At 63.2% G+C, this 20,686-nt stretch carries 19 protein-coding genes; 11 read left to right on the top strand and 8 right to left on the bottom strand.

Annotated elements, in window-relative coordinates:
- Positions 1-158 precede the first annotated feature (158 nt).
- On the bottom strand, positions 159-1,043 hold the full coding sequence (locus tag ACQZ5H_RS10110) for a helix-turn-helix domain-containing protein (protein ID WP_130280211.1): 885 nt from the start codon (positions 1,041-1,043) through the stop codon (positions 159-161).
- A 146-nt stretch (positions 1,044-1,189) separates the two neighbouring features.
- On the opposite strand from ACQZ5H_RS10110, the gene ACQZ5H_RS10105 reads away from it, so the two are divergent.
- Both ACQZ5H_RS10105 and ACQZ5H_RS10100 read left to right on the top strand, forming a co-directional pair.
- Positions 1,190-1,648, top strand: coding sequence for a YbaK/EbsC family protein (locus ACQZ5H_RS10105; protein WP_413711953.1), 459 nt, complete (start codon positions 1,190-1,192; stop codon positions 1,646-1,648).
- A gap of 79 nt (positions 1,649-1,727) precedes the next feature.
- Entirely contained in the window at positions 1,728-2,729 is a 1,002-nt protein-coding gene (locus tag ACQZ5H_RS10100; RefSeq protein ID WP_449097558.1) for a Tim44 domain-containing protein, read from the top strand.
- Positions 2,730-2,733: 4 nt separating this feature from the next.
- Here ACQZ5H_RS10100 and ACQZ5H_RS10095 read toward each other — a convergent pair whose 3' ends face one another.
- A complete protein-coding gene (locus tag ACQZ5H_RS10095) occupies positions 2,734-4,011 on the bottom strand; it encodes an L-fuconate dehydratase (RefSeq protein WP_449097557.1) in 1,278 nt (425 codons plus the stop codon).
- Between the two features lie 18 nt (positions 4,012-4,029).
- Positions 4,030-4,764: an SDR family oxidoreductase gene (locus ACQZ5H_RS10090; RefSeq protein WP_449097556.1), complete on the bottom strand. Its 735-nt coding sequence runs from the start codon at positions 4,762-4,764 to the stop codon at positions 4,030-4,032.
- Between the two features lie 311 nt (positions 4,765-5,075).
- On the opposite strand from ACQZ5H_RS10090, the gene ACQZ5H_RS10085 reads away from it, so the two are divergent.
- Complete coding sequence (locus tag ACQZ5H_RS10085) at positions 5,076-5,405, top strand: hypothetical protein (RefSeq protein ID WP_246777579.1); 330 nt, start codon at positions 5,076-5,078, stop codon at positions 5,403-5,405.
- 18 nt (positions 5,406-5,423) lie between these two features.
- Here the strand turns inward: ACQZ5H_RS10085 and ACQZ5H_RS10080 are convergent, their stop codons facing one another.
- Positions 5,424-9,044 (bottom strand): hydantoinase B/oxoprolinase family protein, encoded by a 3,621-nt coding sequence (locus tag ACQZ5H_RS10080; RefSeq protein ID WP_449097555.1) that lies wholly within the window; start codon positions 9,042-9,044, stop codon positions 5,424-5,426.
- An 89-nt stretch (positions 9,045-9,133) separates the two neighbouring features.
- Here ACQZ5H_RS10080 and ACQZ5H_RS10075 point away from each other — a divergent pair, with 89 nt between their 5' ends.
- The 8 genes from ACQZ5H_RS10075 to ACQZ5H_RS10040 all read left to right on the top strand — a co-directional run bounded on the left by ACQZ5H_RS10075 (position 9,134) and on the right by ACQZ5H_RS10040 (position 17,725).
- A complete protein-coding gene (locus ACQZ5H_RS10075) occupies positions 9,134-9,691 on the top strand; it encodes a winged helix DNA-binding protein (RefSeq protein ID WP_199625541.1) in 558 nt (185 codons plus the stop codon).
- Between the two features lie 214 nt (positions 9,692-9,905).
- Positions 9,906-11,039 (top strand): transporter substrate-binding protein, encoded by a 1,134-nt coding sequence (locus tag ACQZ5H_RS10070; RefSeq protein WP_413711959.1) that lies wholly within the window; start codon positions 9,906-9,908, stop codon positions 11,037-11,039.
- Positions 11,036-11,617, top strand: coding sequence for an ANTAR domain-containing protein (locus ACQZ5H_RS10065; RefSeq protein ID WP_112714417.1), 582 nt, complete (start codon positions 11,036-11,038; stop codon positions 11,615-11,617). Before ACQZ5H_RS10070 ends, ACQZ5H_RS10065 begins: the two co-directional genes overlap by 4 nt.
- A complete protein-coding gene (locus ACQZ5H_RS10060) occupies positions 11,617-12,465 on the top strand; it encodes an ABC transporter permease (RefSeq protein ID WP_449097554.1) in 849 nt (282 codons plus the stop codon). The genes ACQZ5H_RS10065 and ACQZ5H_RS10060 overlap by 1 nt, the downstream gene beginning before the upstream one ends.
- On the top strand, positions 12,462-13,382 hold the full coding sequence (locus ACQZ5H_RS10055) for an ABC transporter permease (RefSeq protein WP_112714421.1): 921 nt from the start codon (positions 12,462-12,464) through the stop codon (positions 13,380-13,382). Before ACQZ5H_RS10060 ends, ACQZ5H_RS10055 begins: the two co-directional genes overlap by 4 nt.
- A 25-nt stretch (positions 13,383-13,407) precedes the next feature.
- Complete coding sequence (locus ACQZ5H_RS10050; RefSeq protein WP_413711961.1) at positions 13,408-15,027, top strand: ABC transporter substrate-binding protein; 1,620 nt, start codon at positions 13,408-13,410, stop codon at positions 15,025-15,027.
- Between the two features lie 68 nt (positions 15,028-15,095).
- Positions 15,096-16,040 carry an acetamidase/formamidase family protein gene (locus ACQZ5H_RS10045; RefSeq protein ID WP_449097553.1) on the top strand — a complete coding sequence of 315 codons (945 nt, stop codon included), beginning with the start codon at positions 15,096-15,098 and terminating at the stop codon, positions 16,038-16,040.
- A complete protein-coding gene (locus ACQZ5H_RS10040; RefSeq protein ID WP_449097552.1) occupies positions 16,037-17,725 on the top strand; it encodes an ABC transporter ATP-binding protein in 1,689 nt (562 codons plus the stop codon). The genes ACQZ5H_RS10045 and ACQZ5H_RS10040 overlap by 4 nt, the downstream gene beginning before the upstream one ends.
- Positions 17,726-17,767: 42 nt before the next feature.
- On the opposite strand, the gene ACQZ5H_RS10035 is transcribed toward ACQZ5H_RS10040, so the two are convergent.
- From ACQZ5H_RS10035 to ACQZ5H_RS10020, 4 genes are read right to left on the bottom strand one after another with little or no spacing between them, the layout of a single operon-like run.
- Positions 17,768-18,565: a transporter substrate-binding domain-containing protein gene (locus ACQZ5H_RS10035; RefSeq protein ID WP_449097551.1), complete on the bottom strand. Its 798-nt coding sequence runs from the start codon at positions 18,563-18,565 to the stop codon at positions 17,768-17,770.
- 60 nt (positions 18,566-18,625) lie between these two features.
- Entirely contained in the window at positions 18,626-19,354 is a 729-nt protein-coding gene (locus ACQZ5H_RS10030) for an amino acid ABC transporter ATP-binding protein (protein ID WP_112714431.1), read from the bottom strand.
- The gene (locus tag ACQZ5H_RS10025; RefSeq protein WP_449097550.1) at positions 19,338-19,991 is read right to left on the bottom strand and encodes an amino acid ABC transporter permease; all 654 of its coding nucleotides are present in this window, start codon (positions 19,989-19,991) and stop codon (positions 19,338-19,340) included. Before ACQZ5H_RS10025 ends, ACQZ5H_RS10030 begins: the two co-directional genes overlap by 17 nt.
- A gap of 7 nt (positions 19,992-19,998) precedes the next feature.
- Positions 19,999-20,682, bottom strand: coding sequence for an amino acid ABC transporter permease (locus ACQZ5H_RS10020; RefSeq protein ID WP_112714435.1), 684 nt, complete (start codon positions 20,680-20,682; stop codon positions 19,999-20,001).
- Between the last annotated feature and the right edge of the window lie 4 nt (positions 20,683-20,686).

Genomic DNA, 20,686 nt, shown 5'->3' with positions numbered 1-20,686 from the left:
CCCCACTCACGCCGGCTTGAACGATGCCCGGCTAACAGCTTGTCGATAAGCTGAGCGTTTAACTCAAATTTAAGAGAGGGGATTGTCGCAATCCGGGGAATTTGAACGTTCTTGGGCAAATTTCCGCATTCTAAACAAATGCTCGTGAAGCGTGGTTTTCAGGCAACGTTGGCCTTCTTCCAGAGCGCCGGTGTGGCGCCGGTCACCTTCCGGAAGACGCGGGTGAAATGCGCCTGGTCGGAAAAGCCGGTCTCGGCGGCGATGACGGGCAGCGTGAATTCGCCCTGCAGAAGCAGATGCTTGGCGCGATCGACGCGGGCGTTCGTCTGCCACTGGTGCGGGGCGATCCCGGTCGAGGCCTTGAAGGCGTGGCTGAAATGCGATTGCGACAGGCCGGTAAGCGAGGCGAGCTCTTCCAGGCGGATATTGCGAAGGCAATTCTGTTCAATGAAATCCTGGGCGCGGCGCAGTTGCCAGCTCGCCAGCTTGCTGCGCTTGCGCACCGGCGCCCTAGAGAGTTTCAGCACATCGATGATCAGCGCCAGCGCCAGGCCGTCGCCATAGAGATCGTGCAGCGGCTGCGGGCTCACGCATTCGGCAGCGATCAGATTGGCAAGCGCCATCACCCGCTCGTCGTGAAACAGCAGCCGGGCATCGGCAAGCCGCGAGGGATCGATATCCTCCATCAGCCGCCGCCCGACGATCTCGGCATCGAAGTGAATGTCGAGATGGCGCACGAACTGCACATCGACGAGATCGGCCCAGAGCTCCATGCCGGCAGGCACGTAGGAGATCGGCCGGCGTACCGTATCCTGAACCGCGCCGGCACTCTTCGGCGTCAGCTTGACGCGGCTGTCGCCGGGGCCGCGCATATCGAGCAGGATGAACAGGCGCGGATCGTTCGCCACGTAATAACCGCCCGCATAGGGCGCGCATTCGACATCCCAGACATCGGCGACGATGCCATTCCAGTTGCGGCGGTTCATGCCACCGACGACGGAAAAGCCTTCGATCCTGTTCTGCATGCGCGGCTGAAAGGTCATGGGGCGCTGAATTAAACCTTCATTTTATAATCAAGTTTTCTCTAGCGAATATGGGAAGAATTGGCAACCGGCATTCGCTGCAGCGCAAAAAGGTCCGCGTCGAAGGCCTCTTCATTTCTTGGGACGCCTGTTCTAGCATCGCCGCCATGAGCCTCGAATCCGTCCGCGCCTTCTTCAGCGCCCATGCACCCGATATCGAAATCATCGAAACCGAAGCCAGCTCTTCGACCGTGACGCTGGCCGCCGAAGCCCATGGCGTCGAGCCCGCGCAGATCGCCAAGACGATCTGCCTGCGCGTCGGCGACGAGACCATGCTGGTGGTCGCAAGCGGCACGGCGCGGCTGGATAACCGGAAATTCAAGGATACGTTCGGCGGCAAAGGCCGCATGCTAGGGGCTGAGGAAGTTCTGGAAGTGACCAGCCATCCGGTCGGCGGCGTCTGCCCCTTCGGCCTGCCGGCGGCGCTGCCGATCTATTGCGACGCCTCGCTGAAACGCTTCGACGAGGTGATCCCGGCTGCCGGTTCGCCGAACTCCGCTGTGCGTATTCCGACCGGGCGTCTCGCGGCCATCACCGGCGCCAAATGGGTCGATGTCTGCCAATAGACTTTCGGCTGGCTTCAAATCGCCGCGGCGATCCCTATATTAGGTCCCGATATCGACAATGACCCCGATAGGAGAAGAGATGCCACGTGCCGTTTCGCGTTTTGCCAAGATTGCGGCGATTGCCGTTCTGACAAGCGCCACCGTTTTTGCTGCCTATGGAGACGCCGAGGCCCGCCGGGCCAGCGGCGGTTTCGGCAGCCGCGGAACGCGCACCTTCCAGGCGCCGCCGGTGACCAACACCGCGCCGCAGACCGTCTCTCCGATCGACCGCACGATGGCCCCGCGTCCGCAGACGAGCGCGCCGTCGACCGCTCAGCAGCCCTTCAACACCCAGCGCCCCGGCGGCCTGTTCGGCGGCTTCGGCCGCTCGATGGTCGGCGGCCTGATTGCCGGTGGCCTGCTCGGCATGCTGCTCGGCCATGGTTTCGGCGGCGGCTTCGGCTTCCTCGGCATGCTGCTGCAGATCGCCCTGATCTTCGGCGCGATCACCCTCGCCATGCGCTTCTTCGCCAATCGCCGCCAGCCGTCCTACGGTTCGGCAGGCGGGCCGTCCTACAGCAACATGTCGTCGAACAACAATTCGTCCTTCAGCATCCCGAAGATCGGTTCGGGCGCTGCGGGCTACCAGCAACAGCAGCCGCGCGGCCAGCGCCCGAGCGATGAAATCGGTCTGGCGCAGGCCGATCTCGACCAGTTCGAGGAACTGCTGACCAAGGTGCAGACCGCCTATGGCGCGGAGGATTACGGCACGCTGCGCACGCTGACGACGCCGGAGGCCATGTCCTATCTTGCCGAAGAGCTCGGTGAAAACGCCACCAACGGCGTGCGCAACCGCGTCTCCGACGTCAAGCTGTTGCAGGGCGATATCGCCGAAGCCTGGCGCGAAGATGGGCTGGAATATGCAACGCTCGCGATGCGCTATTCGTCGATCGACGCAATGGTCGAGCGCGACAGCGGGAAAGTCGTTTCGGGCGACGACCGCCGCCCGAGCGAAAGCACCGAAGTCTGGACCTTCGTGCGCAAGCACGGCGCCGACTGGAAGCTTGCCGCCATCCAGGGCACCGGCCAGTGGGCCGCCTAAATCTCTAGCCCCTGAAGGTGTAGTCGGCGATCGACTGCGCCTTCATCTCGATCGAGAAGCCCGGCTTCGACGGCGGCATATAGGCGGCGTTGCGGATATCGCAGGGCTCGAGGAAGTGTTCGTGCAGGTGGTCGACATATTCGATCACCCGTCCGTCCTTCGTGCCTGACACCGCGATGTAGTCGATCATCGACAAGTGCTGCACATATTCGCAGAGCCCGACGCCGCCCGCATGCGGCCAGACCGGCAGACCGTATTTGGCGGCAATCAGCAGCACCGACAGCACCTCGTTCAGCCCGCCCATGCGGCAGGAATCGATCTGGACGATATCGATCGCGCCCTCGGCGATGAACTGCTTGAACATGATGCGGTTCTGGCACATCTCGCCGGTCGCGACCTTCACCGGCGTGATCGCCTGGCGGATCTTGCGGTGACCGGCAACGTCATCGGGGCTTGTCGGCTCCTCGATGAAGAACGGCTTGGCAAAGGCAAGCTGCTTCACCCAGTCGATCGCCTGCGGCACTTCCCAGACCTGATTGGCGTCGATCATCAGATAGCGATCGGGACCCATGACCTCGCGGGCGATCCGCAGGCGGCGGATATCGTCTTCGAGATCGCGGCCGACCTTCATCTTCACATGGTTGAAACCGGCATCGATCGCTTCCTGGCAAAGGCGGCGCAGCTTCTCGTCGTCATAGCCGAGCCAGCCGGCAGAGGTCGTATAGCAGGCGTAGCCTTCGGCCTTGAGCGTCGCGATCCGCTCCGCCTTGCCTGTTTCCGCCTTCTTCAGGATCGCCACCGCCTCGTCGCGCGTCAGCACGTCGGTCAGGTAGCGGTAATCGACGATATCGGCGATTTCTTCTGCAGAGAGTTCCGAGACCAGTTGCCAGACCGGCTTGCCTTCCTTCTTCGCCAACAGATCCCAGAAAGCATTGACGACGGCGCCGGTGGCCAGATGCATGGCGCCCTTGTCGGGGCCGATCCAGCGCAGCTGGCTGTCGCCGGTCAGATGCCGCCAGAACTTGCCCGGCGCCTTGCGAAAGCTCTCCAGATCCTGGCCGACGACCAGATGATCCATCGCTTTGATCGCCATGCAGCAGATGTCGTTGCCGCGGCCGATCGTGAAGGTCAGGCCGTGGCCTTCAAGCCCGGCCTCGTCGGTATCGAGGATCACATAGGCGGCGGAGTAATCCGGATCCGGGTTCATCGCATCCGAGCCATCGAGGCTCTGCGAAGTCGGGAAGCGGAGATCGAAAACGCGAAGGCCGGTAATGCGGGTCATTGTCTTTCCTCCCGCGCCTCAGATCGTCCAGCCGCCATCAATGGCGTAGGCCTGGCCGGACGTGTAGGTGGCGCCGGCGAGATAGACGGCGAGCTCGGCGATCTCTTCCGGCGACCCGAGGCGGCCCATCGGTTGGCGGGAGATGAAGGCGGCGCGCGCCGTCTCATAGTCACCCTGCGCCTTCATGCGATCCTGCAGCGACGGGCTCTCGACCGTGCCGGGGCAAATCGCGTTGCAGCGGATGCCCTGCGCGACGTAGTCGGCGGCGACCGACTTGCTGAGGCCGATGACGGCAGCCTTGGTGACGCCATAGGCGAAGCGGTTCGGCACGCCCTTGATGCTCGAGGCGACCGAAGCCATGTTGATGATCGAACCATCCTTGCGCTCCAGCATGCCGGGCAGCACGGCACGGATGGTGCGGATCATTGCCTTGACGTTGAGGTCGAGGGCGAACTCCAGATCGCTGTCCTTCATCTCAAGGATCGATCCGGCATGGACGAAGCCGGCGCAATTGAAGAGCACGTCGACCCGGCCGATCTCGGAGACCAAGGCATTCACCGCTCCCTCGTCGAGAACGTTGAGCTTGTGGGTGGCAATTCCGGTTTCGGCAGCTAACTGCGCCAGCGCATCGGTGTTGATATCGGTCGCGTGCACCTTGGCACCGGCCTGTTGGAAGGCGATTGCCGAGGCCCGGCCGATCCCCTGCCCTGCAGCGGTGATCAGAACGGTCTTGCCGGAAAGTGAGATGGTCATGCTAGGGCCTCCCTTGATGTCGCGCATGGAACGGAGCGAAGGCGGTCTTCGCCGCCCTTCAATTCGCATTGTCATATTATCGATAAAAAACAGAACAGAAAAATGCAATGCCGAAGTTTGCGATTGCTGGCCTTGACAGGCGCGGCATGCAGGGCAGCCGGCCAAGCGATATTTTCCGGCGGCTATATATTCTATTAATTTAGACGCCCTATGATTGCGGCTACAAATATCCGTAACCCATTATTTAGACATCATTAAAAAACTTTCGCTTTCCTGATGAACGACAAAACGAACGACAAATTGAGCGCCCGATGAGCGAATATCAGAACCGAGCCGTCGAACTCATGCAGACGCTGATCGGCAACCAATCGACGGCAGATATCAACGACCGCCGCAATGCCTTCATCTTCCGGGCCATCGGGCTCTATCAGGCCCTGGGTGGCGACCCGGAATCCGTTCAGGGCGTCGTCGAAAAGGTCTATGCCGTCCGCGCACCGCGCATCGACGCTGCAGTCGGCGATCTGATGTACAATCTGGCAGGCGTCGGCCATGCCTCGGATCTCGACATCATCCAGGCGGCCTATAACAAGCTCGATCAAGCCGTTCCGTCAGCCGTTCCGCTGAAGCGCGCCCGGACCTGATTTAGAGTCAACCAAAGCTCAGGCCTTCCCGTAGCCACCGCCCGTCGGCGTGGTGACGATGAAGGCTTCGCCGGCTTCGAGCTGCGTGTGAGCGCTTCCGATCAGCACATCGAGCGCGCCGGAATTGCGGCGCACGGCGTTGCGGCCGAGTTCGCCGGGTTCCCCGCCTTCCAGCCCGAACGGCGCGACGCGGCGATGGCCGGAGAGGATCGCGAATTCCAGCTTTTCCCGCGCGCGGATCGTCCGCTCGGTACCGTCGCCCGCCGACCACTTGCCGCGGCCGCCCGAGCCCTTGCGGATATGGAAATCCTCCAGCACCACAGGGAAGCGGGTTTCGAGAATTTCGGGATCGGTGAGCCGCGAATTGGTCATGTGGGTATGGACGGCATCGGCGCCGTTGAAGCCCGGACCAGCGGGCGCGCCGGAGCAGATCGTCTCGTAATACTGATAGGCGTCATTGCCGAAGGTCAGGTTGTTCATCGTACCCTGCGCCGCCGCCATGGCGCCGACGGCGCCGAACAGGCAGTTGGTGACGGCCTGGCTGACCTCGACATTGCCGGCGACGACGGCCGCCGGGTATTCCGGCGTCAGCATCGTGCCCTTCGGGACGATGATCCGTATCGGCCGCAGGCAGCCGGCATTCATCGGGATGTCGGCCTCGACGAGAACCCGGAAGACATAGAGAACGGCGGCACGGGTGACCGGCTGCGGCGCGTTGAAATTGTCGGCGCGTTGGGCTGAGGTTCCGGTGAAATCGACCGTCGCCTCGCGCTTTTCCTTGTCGACCGTCACCTTGACGACGATCCTGCAGCCCTGATCCATCTCGTAGCTGAACTCGCCATCCTTGAGACGGTCGAGAACGCGGCGCACGCTCTCGGCGGCATTGTCCTGGACGTGGCCCATATAGGCGTCGACCACATCTTCGCCGAAGAGCGCGATCATCTTGGCAAGCTCGGCAACGCCCTTTTCATTGGCAGCGACCTGGGCCTTGAGATCATTGACGTTCTGGGCCAGCTGGCGAACCGGATAGCGGGCGCCGGTCAAAAGGGCTGCAAGCTCTTCCTCGCGGAAACGGCCGCGATCGAGGAGCTTGAAGTTGTCGATATAGACGCCCTCCTCCTCGATATGGGTCGCGAGCGGCGACATCGAGCCGGGCGCAATGCCGCCGATATCGGCATGGTGGCCGCGGCTGGCCACCCAGAAGCGGATGCGCGTTCCCTGGGCATCAAAGACAGGTGTGCAGACCGTCAGGTCGGGCAGATGCGTGCCGCCATTATAGGGCGCGTTGATCAGGAAGACGTCGCCCGGATGAATGACCGGGTTCTCGCGGATCGCGGTCGCGACCGAGGCATCCATGGAGCCGAGATGAACGGGCATATGCGGCGCATTGGCGACGAGATTGCCCTCGGCATCGAAGACGGCGCAGGAGAAATCGAGACGTTCCTTGATATTGACCGAATAGGCGGTGTTCTGCAGCGTGACACCCATCTGCTCGGCAATCGACATGAAGAGATTGTTGAAAATCTCCAACATGACGGGATCGGCTTTGGTGCCGATCGCGGTGCGCTCCGGCAGCGCCTTAATGCGGGTCAGCACGATATGGTCATGGGCCGTCAGCTTCGCCTGCCAGCCATCCTCGATGACGATGGTCTGGTTCGGCTCGATGACAATTGCCGGACCGGTGACGGTCTGGCCTACTTGTAGCGAGGCGCGCAGCACCACGGCTGCGTCATGCACGTCGCCCTGCGAATGGAAGCGCGTGCGGCGCGTCGCTTTCGCCTCGCCACCGGCACCTTCTTCGCTTGTGACGTCGATCTGCGCGGCAGCGCCGCCGATCGTCTCCACCTCGATGGCCTCGACCACCAGCGGCTTTCCCTCGGCAATGAAGCCGAAGCGGCGCTTGTGGAGGATTTCGAACTCGGCGCGCAGACGATCCGCATTGTCCTCGGCGGGGAACCGGGTTTCGACGGCAAGAAGAGTATCGGTACCGGCATAGCGGACATGGGCGCGGGCAACGGTCTGGATCGCAGCGGTGGCAACGCCCTGGGCCTCAAGCTCCGGCCTGCATTCGCCCTGAAGCTCAGTGGCGAGACCGGCGATTGCGGCGGGTGCGGCCGTATCGAGCGGCACGCCGAGCGCCTTCTGCCGGGTGGCGCGGATATCGGCGAGCCCCATGCCGTAAGCTGAGAGCAGGCCGGACATCGGATGCAGCAGAATGCTCTTCATGCCCAGCGCATCGGCGACAAGGCAGGCATGCTGACCACCGGCGCCGCCGAAGCAGTTCAGCGCGTAGCGGGTAACGTCATAGCCGCGCTGGACGGAAATCTTCTTGATCGCCTCGACCATATTGGCGACCGCGATGCGGATGAAGCCGTCGGCGACTTCTTCGGGACTGCGTCCATCGCCGATCCGTTCAGACAGTTCGGCAAAATTCGCCCGGACGGTCTCGACATCGAGCGGCTGGTCCTGGTTCGGGCCGAAGATAGCGGGGAAGAACTCCGGCAGCAGCTTGCCGGTCATGACATTGGCATCGGTCACCGCCAGCGGCCCGCCATTGCGATAGCAGGCGGGGCCGGGATGGGCACCGGCGGAATCCGGACCAACGCGAAAACGGTTATCCTCGAAATGCAGGATCGAGCCGCCGCCAGCGGCGACCGTATGGATCAGCATCATCGGCGCGCGGACGCGCACGCCGGCGACTTCGGTCTCGAAAGCGCGCTCATACTCGCCGTCAAAATGCGCGACGTCGGTGGAGGTACCGCCCATGTCGAAACCGATGACGCGGGAGAAGCCCGCCTGTTCGCCGGTCTTGGCGAGGCCGACGACACCACCGGCAGGACCGGAGAGGATGGCATCCTTGCCTTGGAACATATCGGCAGCCGTCAAGCCGCCCGAGGACATCATGAACATGACGCGGGCGCCAGTGCGCTTGACGTCGAGCTCGTCGGAAACCTGCGCCACATAGCGGCCAAGCACCGGCGACAGATAGGCATCGACGACAGTCGTATCGCCGCGGCCGACAAGTTTGATCAGCGGCGAGACTTCGTGGCTGACGGAGACCTGCTCGAAGCCGAGCTCGCGGGCGATGCGGGCAACGGCGGCCTCGTGGGCCGGGAATTTATAGGCATGCATGAAGACGATGGCGACCGAACGATAGCCCCCGGCGCGCAGAGCCTCCAGCGCGCGGCGGGCCTCGTCTTCATCGAGCGTCAGCTCGACCGTGCCATCGGCCAGGACGCGCTCACCGATTTCGGTGACGGTGTCGTAGAGCGCATCAGGCTTGATGATCTCGGTGGCGAAGATCTTCTTGCGCTCCTGGTAGCCGATCCTCAGCGCGTCGCGGAACCCCTTGGTCGTCACCAGCGCCAGCCGTTCGCCCTTGCGCTCCAGCAGCGCATTGGTCGCGACCGTCGTTCCCATGCGAACCTCGCCGATCAAGCCGGCCGGGATCGCTTCGCCCGCCGTCAATCCGAGATGCAGCCGGATTCCGTGGACCGCAGCGTCGCGATAGGCGGCCGGGTTTTCGGAGAGCACCTTGCGGGCATGCAATTCACCTTGCGGGTCGCGGGCGACGATATCGGTGAACGTGCCGCCACGATCGATCCAGAAATCCCAGCTCTTGGTATCCGTCGCTTGCATGGCCCCGTCCTCGGATTGGATTGCGGAATTGCACGTTGATAAAATATCGATAAAATGACGACATATTCTCGTCAAGACAGGAGAGCGAAATGGCCGACGGCAAGAACAGGGATCAGGATGCTAATGCCTTCCCCGGCACCGCCTCGTTCGGCCCGATCGTCTCCTCCGCCCATCTTGCCGAAGGCGGGTCGCCTGGTCTCTCGGAGATCGAATATGGCCTGATCCTCGCCTCCCACGCCTTCGACCGCTGGATCGTCCGCTGCATGGCGGCGGCCGGATTTCCGGGGCTATCGCCGATGGAAATCCTCATCCTGCATTCGATCCGCCACCGCGACCGGGAAAAGAAACTCGCCGATATCTGCCTCGTTCTCGATATCGAGGACACGCATATCGTCACCTATGCGATCCGCAAGCTGCAGGCGGCGGGGCTGCTGACGACCGGCCGGACCGGAAAAGAAAAAACCGTGAAGATCACCGAGCAGGGCGCGCAGGCTTGCAAGACCTACGCGGAAGTGCGCAAACATCTGCTTGTCGATTCGACCGCCAATGCCCGCCCCGCGGAGCAGACGCTGTCGGAAACGGCCGCCATCCTGCGCTTCATCTCGGGCGCATTCAACCAGGCGGCGCGGGCAGCCGCGACGCTTTAGGCACCGGTGAGAACCGGCCCGAAAATTGTTGATCGCCACACGCCGTTTGTGGCCTTGACAAGAAGGGTTGCCTGTATTTTATTCAAGCCTGCGGATTAGGCAGAGGAGCCATTCCGCAGTTACATGACTCCGATAGTCGCTGGGCAGTTTCGCCCCATGACGCCCCATCGATGATGGGCCCGCGTCGTGGGGTTTTTGGTTTTTTGGGTTCCGCATGACCGAAGCATTGAAAATCGGCATTCTCTACTCCACCACCGGTCCCTACGGCTCGATGGGCCGTGACGCGCGCGATGGCGCGGAATTCGCCCTGGCCGAATTTGCCGCCGCGCGCCGCATCAGGATCGAGCCTGTCTTCTTCGACCCGCATGCCGATCTCGCCGCCTATCTGGAAGGCGCCCGCCAGCTGCTGCGCGCCGGCTGCCGCCATATCGTCGGCACGATCACCTCCGCCGCCCGCAAGGAAGTCATCCCGCTGGTCGAAAAGCATGACGGGCTTCTCTGGTACATGTGCCCCTACGAGGGTTTCGAAGCCAACGAGAATGTCATCTATGTCGGCGGCTGCCCGAACCAGCACCTGATCCCGCTTTTCGAGCACCTGATCCCGCGCTTTGGCGCCCGGCCCTATCTCGTCGGCGCCAACTATGTATGGGGATGGGAGATGAACCGGCTGGCGCGCGAGCTGATCACCAATGCCGGCGGCGAAGTGCTCGGCGAGCGTTATCTGCCGCTCGAGGAGACCGCCGTAGAGCGTATCGTTGCCGATATCGAGCAGCGCCGCCCGAGCTTCATCCTGAACAACCTGATCGGCCCGTCGAGCTACGCCTTCCTGGCGGCCATCGGCAAGCTCGCCGAACGCGACCCGGCCTTCCGCCCGGAAAACTGCCCCGTCGTCAGCTGCGACCTGATGGAATGCGAGCTTGCCGATATCGAGCCCGGCCGGGCGATCGGCCAGCTCTGCGCCGCCTCCTATTTCGACAACCTCTCGACGCCCGAAAACCTCTCCTTCAAGATCCGCGTCGCTGCCCGCTATGGCGCCAACCGCCGCGTTTCCAGCGTCTTCGCCAGCGCTTACACAGCAGTCAAGCTCTGCGCCGATGCGATCGTCGAAGCCGGTACCGATGAACCGGCCGCCGTGCGCCGCGAGCTCTATGAGACGCAGCGCCCGAGCCTGTTCGGCTCGATCGCCATCGACCGCGAGACCAACCACGCGCCGCTGCCCTTCCATCTCGGCCAGATCAATACGGAAAACGGCTTCGATGTCGTGACCTCGCGGCCGCCGCTTGCTGCCGACCCCTATCTGACCGGCCGCAACAAGCCGGCATCGCCGAAGCTCAGGGTGGTCTCATGAGGGAAACCCCGAATTTCACCGGCTGGCACGCCGCCGTCATTCATCGCGAAGACAGCAATACCGAAAGGCTGATCCGTCAGCTCCGGCTGCTCGGCATCCGCGCCACCCTGCAATGGGCGCCGTTGGCGGTGACCGATCTTCCCGATCTCGTCATCGTCGATGCAGACCAGGGCTGGGACGACCTCCTGCCCTGGAAGGATACGGCCGTCGCCTGCCCGGTCGTCGCTCTTCTCGGCTCGGAAGCACCGGGCCGCATCGCCTGGGCCCTGGAACAGGGTGCGGGCGCCATCATCGCCAAACCGATCGCCACGTCAGCCGTCTATCCGGCGCTGGTCATGGCCGTCTCGATCCATCAGGAACGCAAGAACAATGCCGAACGGCTGCAATATCTCGAAGAGCGCGTGCGCCTTCGCCCCCTCGTCCATGCCGCGGTGGAAAAGCTGATGGCCGCGCACCGTGTCGATGAGGAACGCGCCTATGCGATCCTGCGTGATTGCGCCATGCGCCGCAGATTACCGATGGAGCAGATCGCCGCCTTCATCATCGGCGGCGCCGAGCCCCTGCCGGAGGCCGGCTGATGCGCGTGTTGAAGGAAATGCTGCGCCAGCCCGCGGCCCTGTTCGGCCTCGTGGTCGTCCTGCTCGTCGTCGTCATGGCGATTGCCGCTCCGTGGATCGCGCCCTTCGATCCTGACAACCAGATGTTCGACGGCTTGTCGCTCGAGGGCGCGCCGCTGCCGCCCGGCGGCCAGTTCCTGCTCGGCACCGATACGCTCGGCCGCGATCTTTTCTCGCGCCTGGCCTACGGCGCCCGCACCTCGCTGGTCATCGGCCTCGTCGCCAACGGCATCGCGGTTGCGATCGGCCTCCTCGTCGGCATCGTCGCCGGTTATGTGAAGGGTTTCGCCAGCAACGTGCTGATGCGCTTCACCGACCTGATGATGGCCTTCCCGGCGCTGCTGCTCGCCATCGTTCTCGCCGCCCTGCTGCGACCCAGCCTCTGGATCGTCGCGATGGTCATCGCGCTGGTCAACTGGGTGCAGGTCGCGCGCATCGTCTATACCGAGACCCGCGGCCTCTCCGAGCGCGATTTCATCATGGCCGAACGCTCGCTCGGCGCCGGGCATCTGCGCGTGCTCTTCATGCATATCCTGCCGCACCTGATCCCGACGGCGATCGTCTGGGGCACGCTCGGCATCGCCACGACCGTGCTACTCGAAGCGACGCTCTCCTTCCTCGGCATCGGCGTACAGCCGCCGCAGCCTTCCTGGGGCAACATCATCTTCGAGAGCCAGAGCTATTTCCAGGCGGCCCCTTGGCTGGTCTTCTTCCCGGGCATCATCATCCTGCTGACCGCTCTCTCCTTCAATCTCGTCGGTGACGCGCTGCGCGACATTCTCGACCCGACGCAGCGGGGGAGAAACTGATGTTCCTCGTTCTGCGCCGCCTCGCCCAGGCGTTTCTCATCCTGCTCGGCGTTGCCGCCATCACCTTCGTGCTGCTCTACGCGCTGCCCGCCGATCCGGCACGCATGATCGCCGGACGCAGCGCCACGGCGCAGACGGTCGCCAATATCCGCCACGAGCTCGGCCTCGATCAGCCGCTGCTCGTGCAGTTCTGGCACTATCTGACCAATCTTCTTTCCGGCAATCTCGGCCGTTCCTATGCGCAGAAGACCGATGTCTGGACGCTGATCGTCGCCCGCCTGCCGGCAACGCTGACGCTGATGCTTGCCGGCATCGCCGTCGAGGTTATCCTCGGCCTGACGCTCGGCACGATCGCCGCGATCCGCCGCGGCGGCTTCGTCGACCGCCTCGTCATGATGGCGTCCTTCGTCGGCGTTTCGGCCCCGCAATTCGTCGTCGCACTCCTGCTTCTCTACGTCTTCGCCGTGACGCTCGGATGGTTTCCGATGAGCGGCTACGGCACGCTTGCCCATGTCGTGCTGCCGGCCACCACCCTTGGCGTCCTCGGCGCCGGCTGGTACGCACGCATGGTGCGCTCGGCGATGATCGACGTGCTCAATCAGGACTATGTGCGCACGGCCCGCGCCAAGGGCCTCTCGTCGCGCCGCATCATTTTCCGCCACGCCCTGCCCAACGCCATCCTGCCGATCATCGCGATGATCGGCATCGATATCGGCCAGTTCATGGGCGGCGTGGTGGTCGTCGAGGCCGTCTATGGCTGGCCGGGTATCGGCCAGCTTGCCTGGCAGGCAATCCAGCAGGTCGACATCCCGATCATCATGGGCGTGACGCTGACATCGGCGCTCGCCATCGTCATCGGCAACCTGCTTGCAGACCTCATCGCGCCGGTCATCGACCCGCGTATCCGTACACGTTGACAGCAACCAAAGAAGGGGAACCAATATGTTCAAAAGCTGGCTTCGAATGACGACCATGGCAACGGTGGTGGCGCTGGCGCCGCTCTCCGTCATGGCACAGGATGCTCCCAAGCAGGGCGGCGACATTATCGTCACCTACAAGGACGATATCGCCACCCTCGACCCGGCAATCGGTTACGACTGGGTCAACTGGTCTATGATCAAGAGCCTCTATTCCCGCCTGATGGACTACGAGCCCGGCACGCCGAAGCTTGTTCCCTCGCTCGCCGAAAGCTTCACCGTTTCGGATGACGGCCTCACCTACACCTTCAAGCTCCGCAAGGGCGTGAAGTTCTCGAACGGCCGCGAAGTCGTCGCTTCCGACGTCAAGTATTCGATCGAGCGCGCTGTCAACCCGAAGACGCAGGGCCCGGGCGCCGGCTTCTTCGGCGCCATCAAGGGCTTCGACGACGTCACCGGCGGCAAGTCCGAGACGCTGGCAGGCATCGAGACGCCTGACGCGGGTACCGTCGTCTTCACGCTGTCGCGTCCGGACGCAACCTTCCTGCACGTCCTCGCCATCAACTTCGCCTCCGTCGTTCCGAAGGAAGCCGTCGAGGCAGCTGGCGGCGATTTCGGCAAGAAGCCCGTCGGCTCCGGCACCTTCATCCTGAAGGACTGGACGATCGGCCAGAAGCTCGTCTTCGAGCGCAACAAGGACTACTTCGTCAAGGACGTGCCGCATGTCGACAGCTTCACGGTCGAAGTCGGCCAGGAGCCGCTCGTCGCCTTGCTGCGTCTGCAGAAGGGTGAAGTCGATATCGCAGGCGACGGCATTCCGCCGGCAAAATTCCTCGAGATCAAGAATTCGGCCGATGGCCCGAAGATGATCGTCGACGGCGAACAGCTGCATACCGGCTACATCACGCTGAACACCAAGGTGAAGCCCTTCGACAACGTCAAGGTTCGCCAGGCCGTCAACATGGCCATCAACAAGGACCGCGTCACCCGTATCCTGAATGGCCGCGCAACGCCTGCCAACCAGCCGCTGCCGCCGCTGATGCCGGGCTATGACAAGTCCTTCACCGGCTATACCTACGACGTCGCCAAGGCCAAGGCGCTGCTTGCCGAAGCCGGCTTCGCGGATGGCTTCGAAACCACGCTCTACTCGACCAACACCGATCCGCAGCCGCGTATCGCCCAGGCGATCCAGCAGGATCTCGCCGCCGTCGGCATCAAGGCTGAAGTCCGCGCGCTCGCTCAGGCAAACGTCATCTCTGCCGGTGGCACGGAAGGCGAAGCACCGATGATCTGGTCGGGCGGCATGGCCTGGATCGCCGACTTCCCGGATCCGTCCAACTTCTACGGCCCGATCCTCGGTTGCTCGGGCGCGGTCGCTGGCGGCTGGAACTGGTCGTGGTACTGCAACAAGGATCTCGACGCCCGCGCGGTCGCCGCAGACTCCATGTCCGACCCGGCCAAGGGCGCAGAACGCACCGCTGCCTGGGGCAAGATCTTCACCGACATCATGGCCGATGCGCCGTGGGTTCCGGTGATCAACGAGCGCCGCGTCGTTGCCAAGTCGCTGCGCATGGGCGGTGCTGACAACGTCTATATCGATCCGACCCGCGTCATCAATTACGACGCCATCTACGTCAATCAATAAGCCCTGACGGGTGAACGCCCTCCCGGTTCTCCGGGAGGGCGACCATAAGAACGAGGGAGACACACAAGATGTGCATTGCCTGCACCCACACCATTCACCGCGCCCAGCACAATTTCGGCTGGAACAAGGATTTTGCCCCGGCGGTCGTCGCCAAGCCGGGCGAGACGATCCATTTCGAATGCATGGATTCCTCGGGCGGCCAGCTCGGCCGCGATGCGACGCTCGATACGCTGCGCGATCTCGATTTCGGCAAGATCAATCCGGTTTCCGGCCCTGTCTATGTCGAAGGCGCGAAGCCGGGCGATGCATTGAAGGTGACGCTGCGCAAATTCATTCCGTCGGGCATCGGCTGGACGGCCAATATTCCGGGCTTCGGCCTGCTCGCCGACCAGTTCAAGGATCCGGCGCTGCATGTCTGGTCCTATGATGCGAACTCGATGGTTCCAGCGCTCTTCGGCCCCGGCGGCCGTGTGCCGTTGAAGCCCTTTGCCGGTACGATCGGCGTTGCTCCGGCAGAACCCGGCACGCACTCCGTCGTCCCGCCGCGCCGCGTCGGCGGCAATATGGACATCCGCGACCTGACGGCCGGTGTCACGCTCTATCTGCCTGTCGAAGTCGAGGGCGCGCTGTTCTCGATCGGCGATACGCACGCCGCCCAGGGTGACGGCGAAGTCTGCGGCACGGCGATCGAAAGCCAGATGAATGTCGAAGCGACGATCGAGCTCGTCAAGGACGCCAGGCTGCAGACGCCGCGCTTCACGACCACCGAGCCGGTCACCCGCCATCTCGACGGCATGGGCTACGAAGTCACCACCGGCATCGGCCCCGACCTGATGACCGGCGCGCGCGAAAGCGTCATGCGGATGATCGACCTGCTGACCGTCGAACACGGCCTCAACCCGGTCGATGCCTATATGCTCTGCTCCGTCTGCGGCGATCTGCGCATCAGCGAAATCGTCGACATGCCGAACTGGGTCGTTTCCTTCTACTTCCCAAGGATCGTATTTTCGTGACATCGCCTACGAACACCGCGCCGGTCCTTTCCGTCCGCAATCTCAGCGTCGATGCCCGCACGCCCGAGGGTCTGAAGCCGGTCCTGAGGGATGTCGGCTTCAGCCTCGCCAGCGGTGAAACGCTCTGCATCGCGGGCGAATCCGGCTCGGGAAAATCGGTCACCTCGCTCGCCATCATGGGTCTGCTGCCGAAGGCGTCGCTGCGCGTCACCTCGGGCAATATCCTGCTTGGCGAGCGTGACCTGCTGACGCTCTCGAACCGCGCCATGCGCGACGTTCGCGGCGGCGAGGTCGCCATGGTCTTCCAGGAGCCGATGACCTCGCTGAACCCGGTCATGTCGATCGGCGCGCAGTTGACCGAGGCGATCCGCGAACACCAGGGCAGCGAGAATGCCGAGGCGACGGCGCTGAAGATGCTCGATGCGGTGCAGATCACCGATCCGGCCCGCCGTCTCAAGCAATATCCGCATGAGCTCTCGGGCGGCATGCGCCAGCGCGTGATGATCGCCATGGCGCTTTCCTGCCGCCCGAAAGTGCTGATCGCCGACGAGCCGACAACGGCACTCGACGTCACCGTGCAGGCGCAGATCCTCAAGCTGATGCGCGAGCTGAAGACCGAGTTCGGCACCTCGATCGTTCTGATCACGCATGACATGGGCGTCGTCGCCGAAATGGCCGATCGCGTGCTGATCATGCAGAACGGCCGGATCGTCGAGCAGGGTCCGTCGCTTGATATCTTCAACCGGCCGCAGGAAGACTATACGAAGCAACTGCTCGCCGCCGTGCCGCGTCTCGGCGCGCTGGCCGGCACCGACGGCCCGCCGCGGATCACCCCGCGCAAGATCGAGCCGGAGCGCACGGGCCAGGCGCCGGTGATGAGCGTGCGCGATCTCAACGTCCATTACGGCAGCCCGGCAGGCCGTTTCTTCAAGGGCAAGCCGCAGGTTCAGGCCGTCAGCGGCGTCTCCTTCGATATCCAGCCCGGCCAGACGCTCGGCCTCGTCGGCGAAAGCGGCTCGGGCAAGTCGACGACCGGCAAGGCGGCGCTCGGCCTCATACCCTTTACCGGCGACGTACTGATCGACGACCAGAATATCTCCGGCCTCAGCCAGCGCGAAATGCGCCCGGTACGCCGCTCGGCGCAGATGATCTTCCAGGATCCCTATGCCTCGCTCGACAGCCGCATGGCCGTCGGCGCCGCCATCGCCGAACCGATGGTCATCCATGGCATCGGCAACAAGGGCGAGCGGCAGGACCGCGTCGCCGAACTGCTGCGCCGCGTCGGCCTGACGCCGGATGCGGCGACCCGCTATCCGCACGAATTCTCCGGTGGTCAGCGCCAGCGCATCTGCATCGCGCGTGCGCTCGCCGTCGGGCCGAAGCTGATCGTCGCCGACGAGAGCGTTGCCGCACTCGACGTATCGGTGCGTGCCAAGGTGCTCGACCTGATGCTGGAACTGCAGGAGCAGATGGGGCTTGCCTATCTCTTCATCTCGCATGACATGGCCGTCATCGAGCGTATGTCGCATCACGTCGCCGTCATGCGCGGCGGCAAGATCGTAGAGCACGGAACGCGCCGTGAAATCTTCGAGAACCCGAAGGATGAATACACGCGGGCGCTGATCGCCGCCGTGCCCATCCCAGACCCCGAGGTCTACCAGAAGCGGGCGCAGGCCCACGCCTGAAAATTCGCCGGGGTCATTCGACCCCGGCGTTTTTCTTTCCGGTTACTGGCGCGAGGTCAGATCGTCGGGCAGTTCGGCATTGTGGTACTTGCGGTAGATGTCGCGCAGCACCTTGTTGTCGAAATTGGTCTTGACCCATCCGTCGAGCCAGCCCTTCAGAGCGGTTTCGCCCTTCGGAATGCCGATGCCGAGATTGGTTTCCTTCTGGGTGAACTTCACCTGCAGCGGATTGGCGGTCATCTTCTTGTTGATGCCGTTGATGACGGCCGACTGGCTGGACAGGATATCGACCTGGCCGGAAACGACGGACGTGATCAGCGTCGCATCATCCTCGAAGCGGACGATATCGGCACCCTTGGCCTTGGCGGTGATGTCCTGGTCGTTGGTGGTGGCGCGCGTCACGCCGATGCGCTTGCCGTCGAGATCGGCATAGTCCTTGATCGCGACGTCAGCCGGACCGGCAACGACGAGAGCGAGCGTCGCGTAGGGAACCGAGTAGTCGATCGCCTTCTTGCGCTCTTCGGTGATGCCGAGCGACGAGACCACCATGTCGGCCTTGCCTGTCTGCACCGAAGGAACGCGGGCGGCGTTGGTGATTTCCACCAGCTCCAGCTCGACGCCGAGATCCTTGGCGATCAGCTTGGCGGTTTCGACATCGGAGCCCGTCGGCTTCAGGTTTTCATCGACGAAGGAATATTCCGGAATACCCATCGCCACGGCGATGCGGACTTTCCCGGCCTTCTTGATGTTTTCAAGCACGTCGGCATTGGCAACCGATGCAAAGGCCAGAAGGCCTGCTCCGGCGATGAGCGCCAGTTTCGAAATCATTCTCGTCGGCATATGAGTCTCCTCTCTCGTTTACCCGACCCTGCGCTTTCGCGCAGGTACTCCTCCTTGAAATCACAGCTCTTCCGCCATGAATTCCTTCAGTTCCGGCGTCTGCGGATTGGAGAGGATGTCTGCCCCTCCGGTCTCCCAGACCTTGCCGGTATGCATGTAGATGACGCGATTGGCCGCCCGCTTGGCGAAGCCCATTTCGTGGGTGACGACGATCATCGTCATGCCGCCGCGGGCGAGATCTTCCATGACGCGCAGCACTTCGCCCGTCAGCTTCGGATCGAGCGCCGAGGTCACTTCGTCGAACAGCATCACCTTCGGCTGCATAGCGAGCGAGCGGGCGATCGCCACGCGCTGCTGCTGGCCGCCGGACAGCTGTTCCGGATAGTTGTCGATCTTCTCCGAAAGGCCGACCTTGGCGAGGACCTGTTTGGCGATCTCATGCGCCTGGTCCTTGCGCATGCTTTTCACCCGGCGCAGCGCCAGCATGATGTTTTCGGCGACGGTCATATGCGGGAAAAGATTGTAGCTCTGGAACACCATGCCGATATCGCGGCGCAGCGCGCGCAGATCGAGCTTCGGATCCTCGACGCGGTGGCCGCAGACCTCGATCGTGCCGTCCTGGATCGTCTCCAGGCGGTTGATGCAGCGCAGCGCCGTGCTCTTGCCGGAACCGGACTGGCCGATCAATGCCACGACCTCGCCGGTATTGATCTCGAAGGACACGCCCTTCAGCACCTCAAGGGCACCGAAACGCTTGACGACATTGGTGAGTTTAACGGCGGCCGGCATTGAGTTTCCTCTCAAGCGAACGGCTCCAGACCGACAGCGGATAGCAGACGCAGAAGTAGAAGAGCGCTGCGACGCCGAAGACCAGGAACGGCTGGAACAGGGAGTTGTTGATGACCTGCGCGGCGCGCGTCAGCTCCAGGAAGCCGACCACGGATGCGAGCGAGGTGTTCTTGACGAGCTGGACGAGAAACCCGACCGTCGGCGGCGTGGCGATCTTCAGTGCCTGCGGCAGGATGACGTCGCGCAATGCCTGCCAGCGGGTCAGGCCCAGGCATTCGGCCGCCTCGAACTGCGTCTTGGCGATCGATTCCACGGCGCCGCGCCAGATCTCGCCGAGATAGGAGCTCGAATAGACCATCATGCCGAGACCGGCGGCAACGAGCGGCGGCACGGAGATGCCGAAGACGCCGAGGCCGAAATAGAGCAGGAACATCTGGATCAGCAGCGGCGTGCCCTGGACGATCTGGATGTAGACCAGCGCCGTGCGCCGCAGCCAGCGGAAGCGCGAGATGCGCGCCAGCATGACGAAGAAGCCGGCAATGCCGCCGAGAACGAAGGCGAGCGCCGAAAGCACGACGGTCCAGAACAGGCCGTCCAGCAGGTAGAAGAGATGATTGGTCGAGAACGCGCCGAGCATCGTCACCTCACACGCCAAGCCCGAGCCGGCGGCGGCGCGGGAATGCAATGAGGCCGAGCCCGAAGAAGGCGGCGCGCATCAGATAGGTGATCGCGATATAGAGAAGCGCGACGACGAAATAGGTTTCAAGCGAGCGGAAGGTGTTCGACTGGATGTTGTTGGCAACCCCCGTCAGCTCTTCGGCCGAAATCTGCGAGCAGATCGACGTCGACAGCATCATCAGGATGAACTGGCTGGAGAGCGACGGGTAGACGCGCTCGATCGCCGGCAGGAGGATGATGTCGCGGTAGATCTGGAATTTCGAGAGTCCGAGTGCCTCGGCCGCCTCGATCTGGCTTGGATGGATCGAATCCATGCCGGCGCGGACGATCTCGGCGGTATAGGCGCCGACATTGATGACCATCGCGAAGACCGACGCCGCAATGATCGGCAGGCGGAAGCCGATCGACGAGAGGCCGAAGAAGATGAAGAAGATCTGCACGATGAACGGCGTGTTGCGTACCGTTTCGATATAGACGCTGACGATGCCGCGCAGGATGGCGGAGTTCGAGCGGCGGGCGATCGCGCAGGCGACGCCGATGCCCATGCCGATGATCACCGAGAAAAGCGTGATCTCGATCGTCGTCAGTGCGCCGGACAGGAAATCCTGCCAGTAGGGCAAGAGCGCCCCGAAATCGAACTGATACTGCATAACT

Source organism: Rhizobium sp. 21-4511-3d (assembly GCF_053522545.1).
This window is presented reverse-complemented; position numbering and strand designations above follow the sequence as displayed.

Coding starts and splice junctions, on each gene's coding strand:
- ACQZ5H_RS10110 (WP_130280211.1), bottom strand. CDS start 1,043: ATGACCTTTCAGCCGCGCATGCAGAACAGGATCGAAGGCTTTTCCGTC.
- ACQZ5H_RS10105 (WP_413711953.1), top strand. CDS start 1,190: ATGAGCCTCGAATCCGTCCGCGCCTTCTTCAGCGCCCATGCACCCGAT.
- ACQZ5H_RS10100 (WP_449097558.1), top strand. CDS start 1,728: ATGCCACGTGCCGTTTCGCGTTTTGCCAAGATTGCGGCGATTGCCGTT.
- ACQZ5H_RS10095 (WP_449097557.1), bottom strand. CDS start 4,011: ATGACCCGCATTACCGGCCTTCGCGTTTTCGATCTCCGCTTCCCGACT.
- ACQZ5H_RS10090 (WP_449097556.1), bottom strand. CDS start 4,764: ATGACCATCTCACTTTCCGGCAAGACCGTTCTGATCACCGCTGCAGGG.
- ACQZ5H_RS10085 (WP_246777579.1), top strand. CDS start 5,076: ATGAGCGAATATCAGAACCGAGCCGTCGAACTCATGCAGACGCTGATC.
- ACQZ5H_RS10080 (WP_449097555.1), bottom strand. CDS start 9,044: ATGCAAGCGACGGATACCAAGAGCTGGGATTTCTGGATCGATCGTGGC.
- ACQZ5H_RS10075 (WP_199625541.1), top strand. CDS start 9,134: ATGGCCGACGGCAAGAACAGGGATCAGGATGCTAATGCCTTCCCCGGC.
- ACQZ5H_RS10070 (WP_413711959.1), top strand. CDS start 9,906: ATGACCGAAGCATTGAAAATCGGCATTCTCTACTCCACCACCGGTCCC.
- ACQZ5H_RS10065 (WP_112714417.1), top strand. CDS start 11,036: ATGAGGGAAACCCCGAATTTCACCGGCTGGCACGCCGCCGTCATTCAT.
- ACQZ5H_RS10060 (WP_449097554.1), top strand. CDS start 11,617: ATGCGCGTGTTGAAGGAAATGCTGCGCCAGCCCGCGGCCCTGTTCGGC.
- ACQZ5H_RS10050 (WP_413711961.1), top strand. CDS start 13,408: ATGTTCAAAAGCTGGCTTCGAATGACGACCATGGCAACGGTGGTGGCG.
- ACQZ5H_RS10045 (WP_449097553.1), top strand. CDS start 15,096: ATGTGCATTGCCTGCACCCACACCATTCACCGCGCCCAGCACAATTTC.
- ACQZ5H_RS10035 (WP_449097551.1), bottom strand. CDS start 18,565: ATGCCGACGAGAATGATTTCGAAACTGGCGCTCATCGCCGGAGCAGGC.
- ACQZ5H_RS10030 (WP_112714431.1), bottom strand. CDS start 19,354: ATGCCGGCCGCCGTTAAACTCACCAATGTCGTCAAGCGTTTCGGTGCC.
- ACQZ5H_RS10025 (WP_449097550.1), bottom strand. CDS start 19,991: ATGCTCGGCGCGTTCTCGACCAATCATCTCTTCTACCTGCTGGACGGC.
- ACQZ5H_RS10020 (WP_112714435.1), bottom strand. CDS start 20,682: ATGCAGTATCAGTTCGATTTCGGGGCGCTCTTGCCCTACTGGCAGGAT.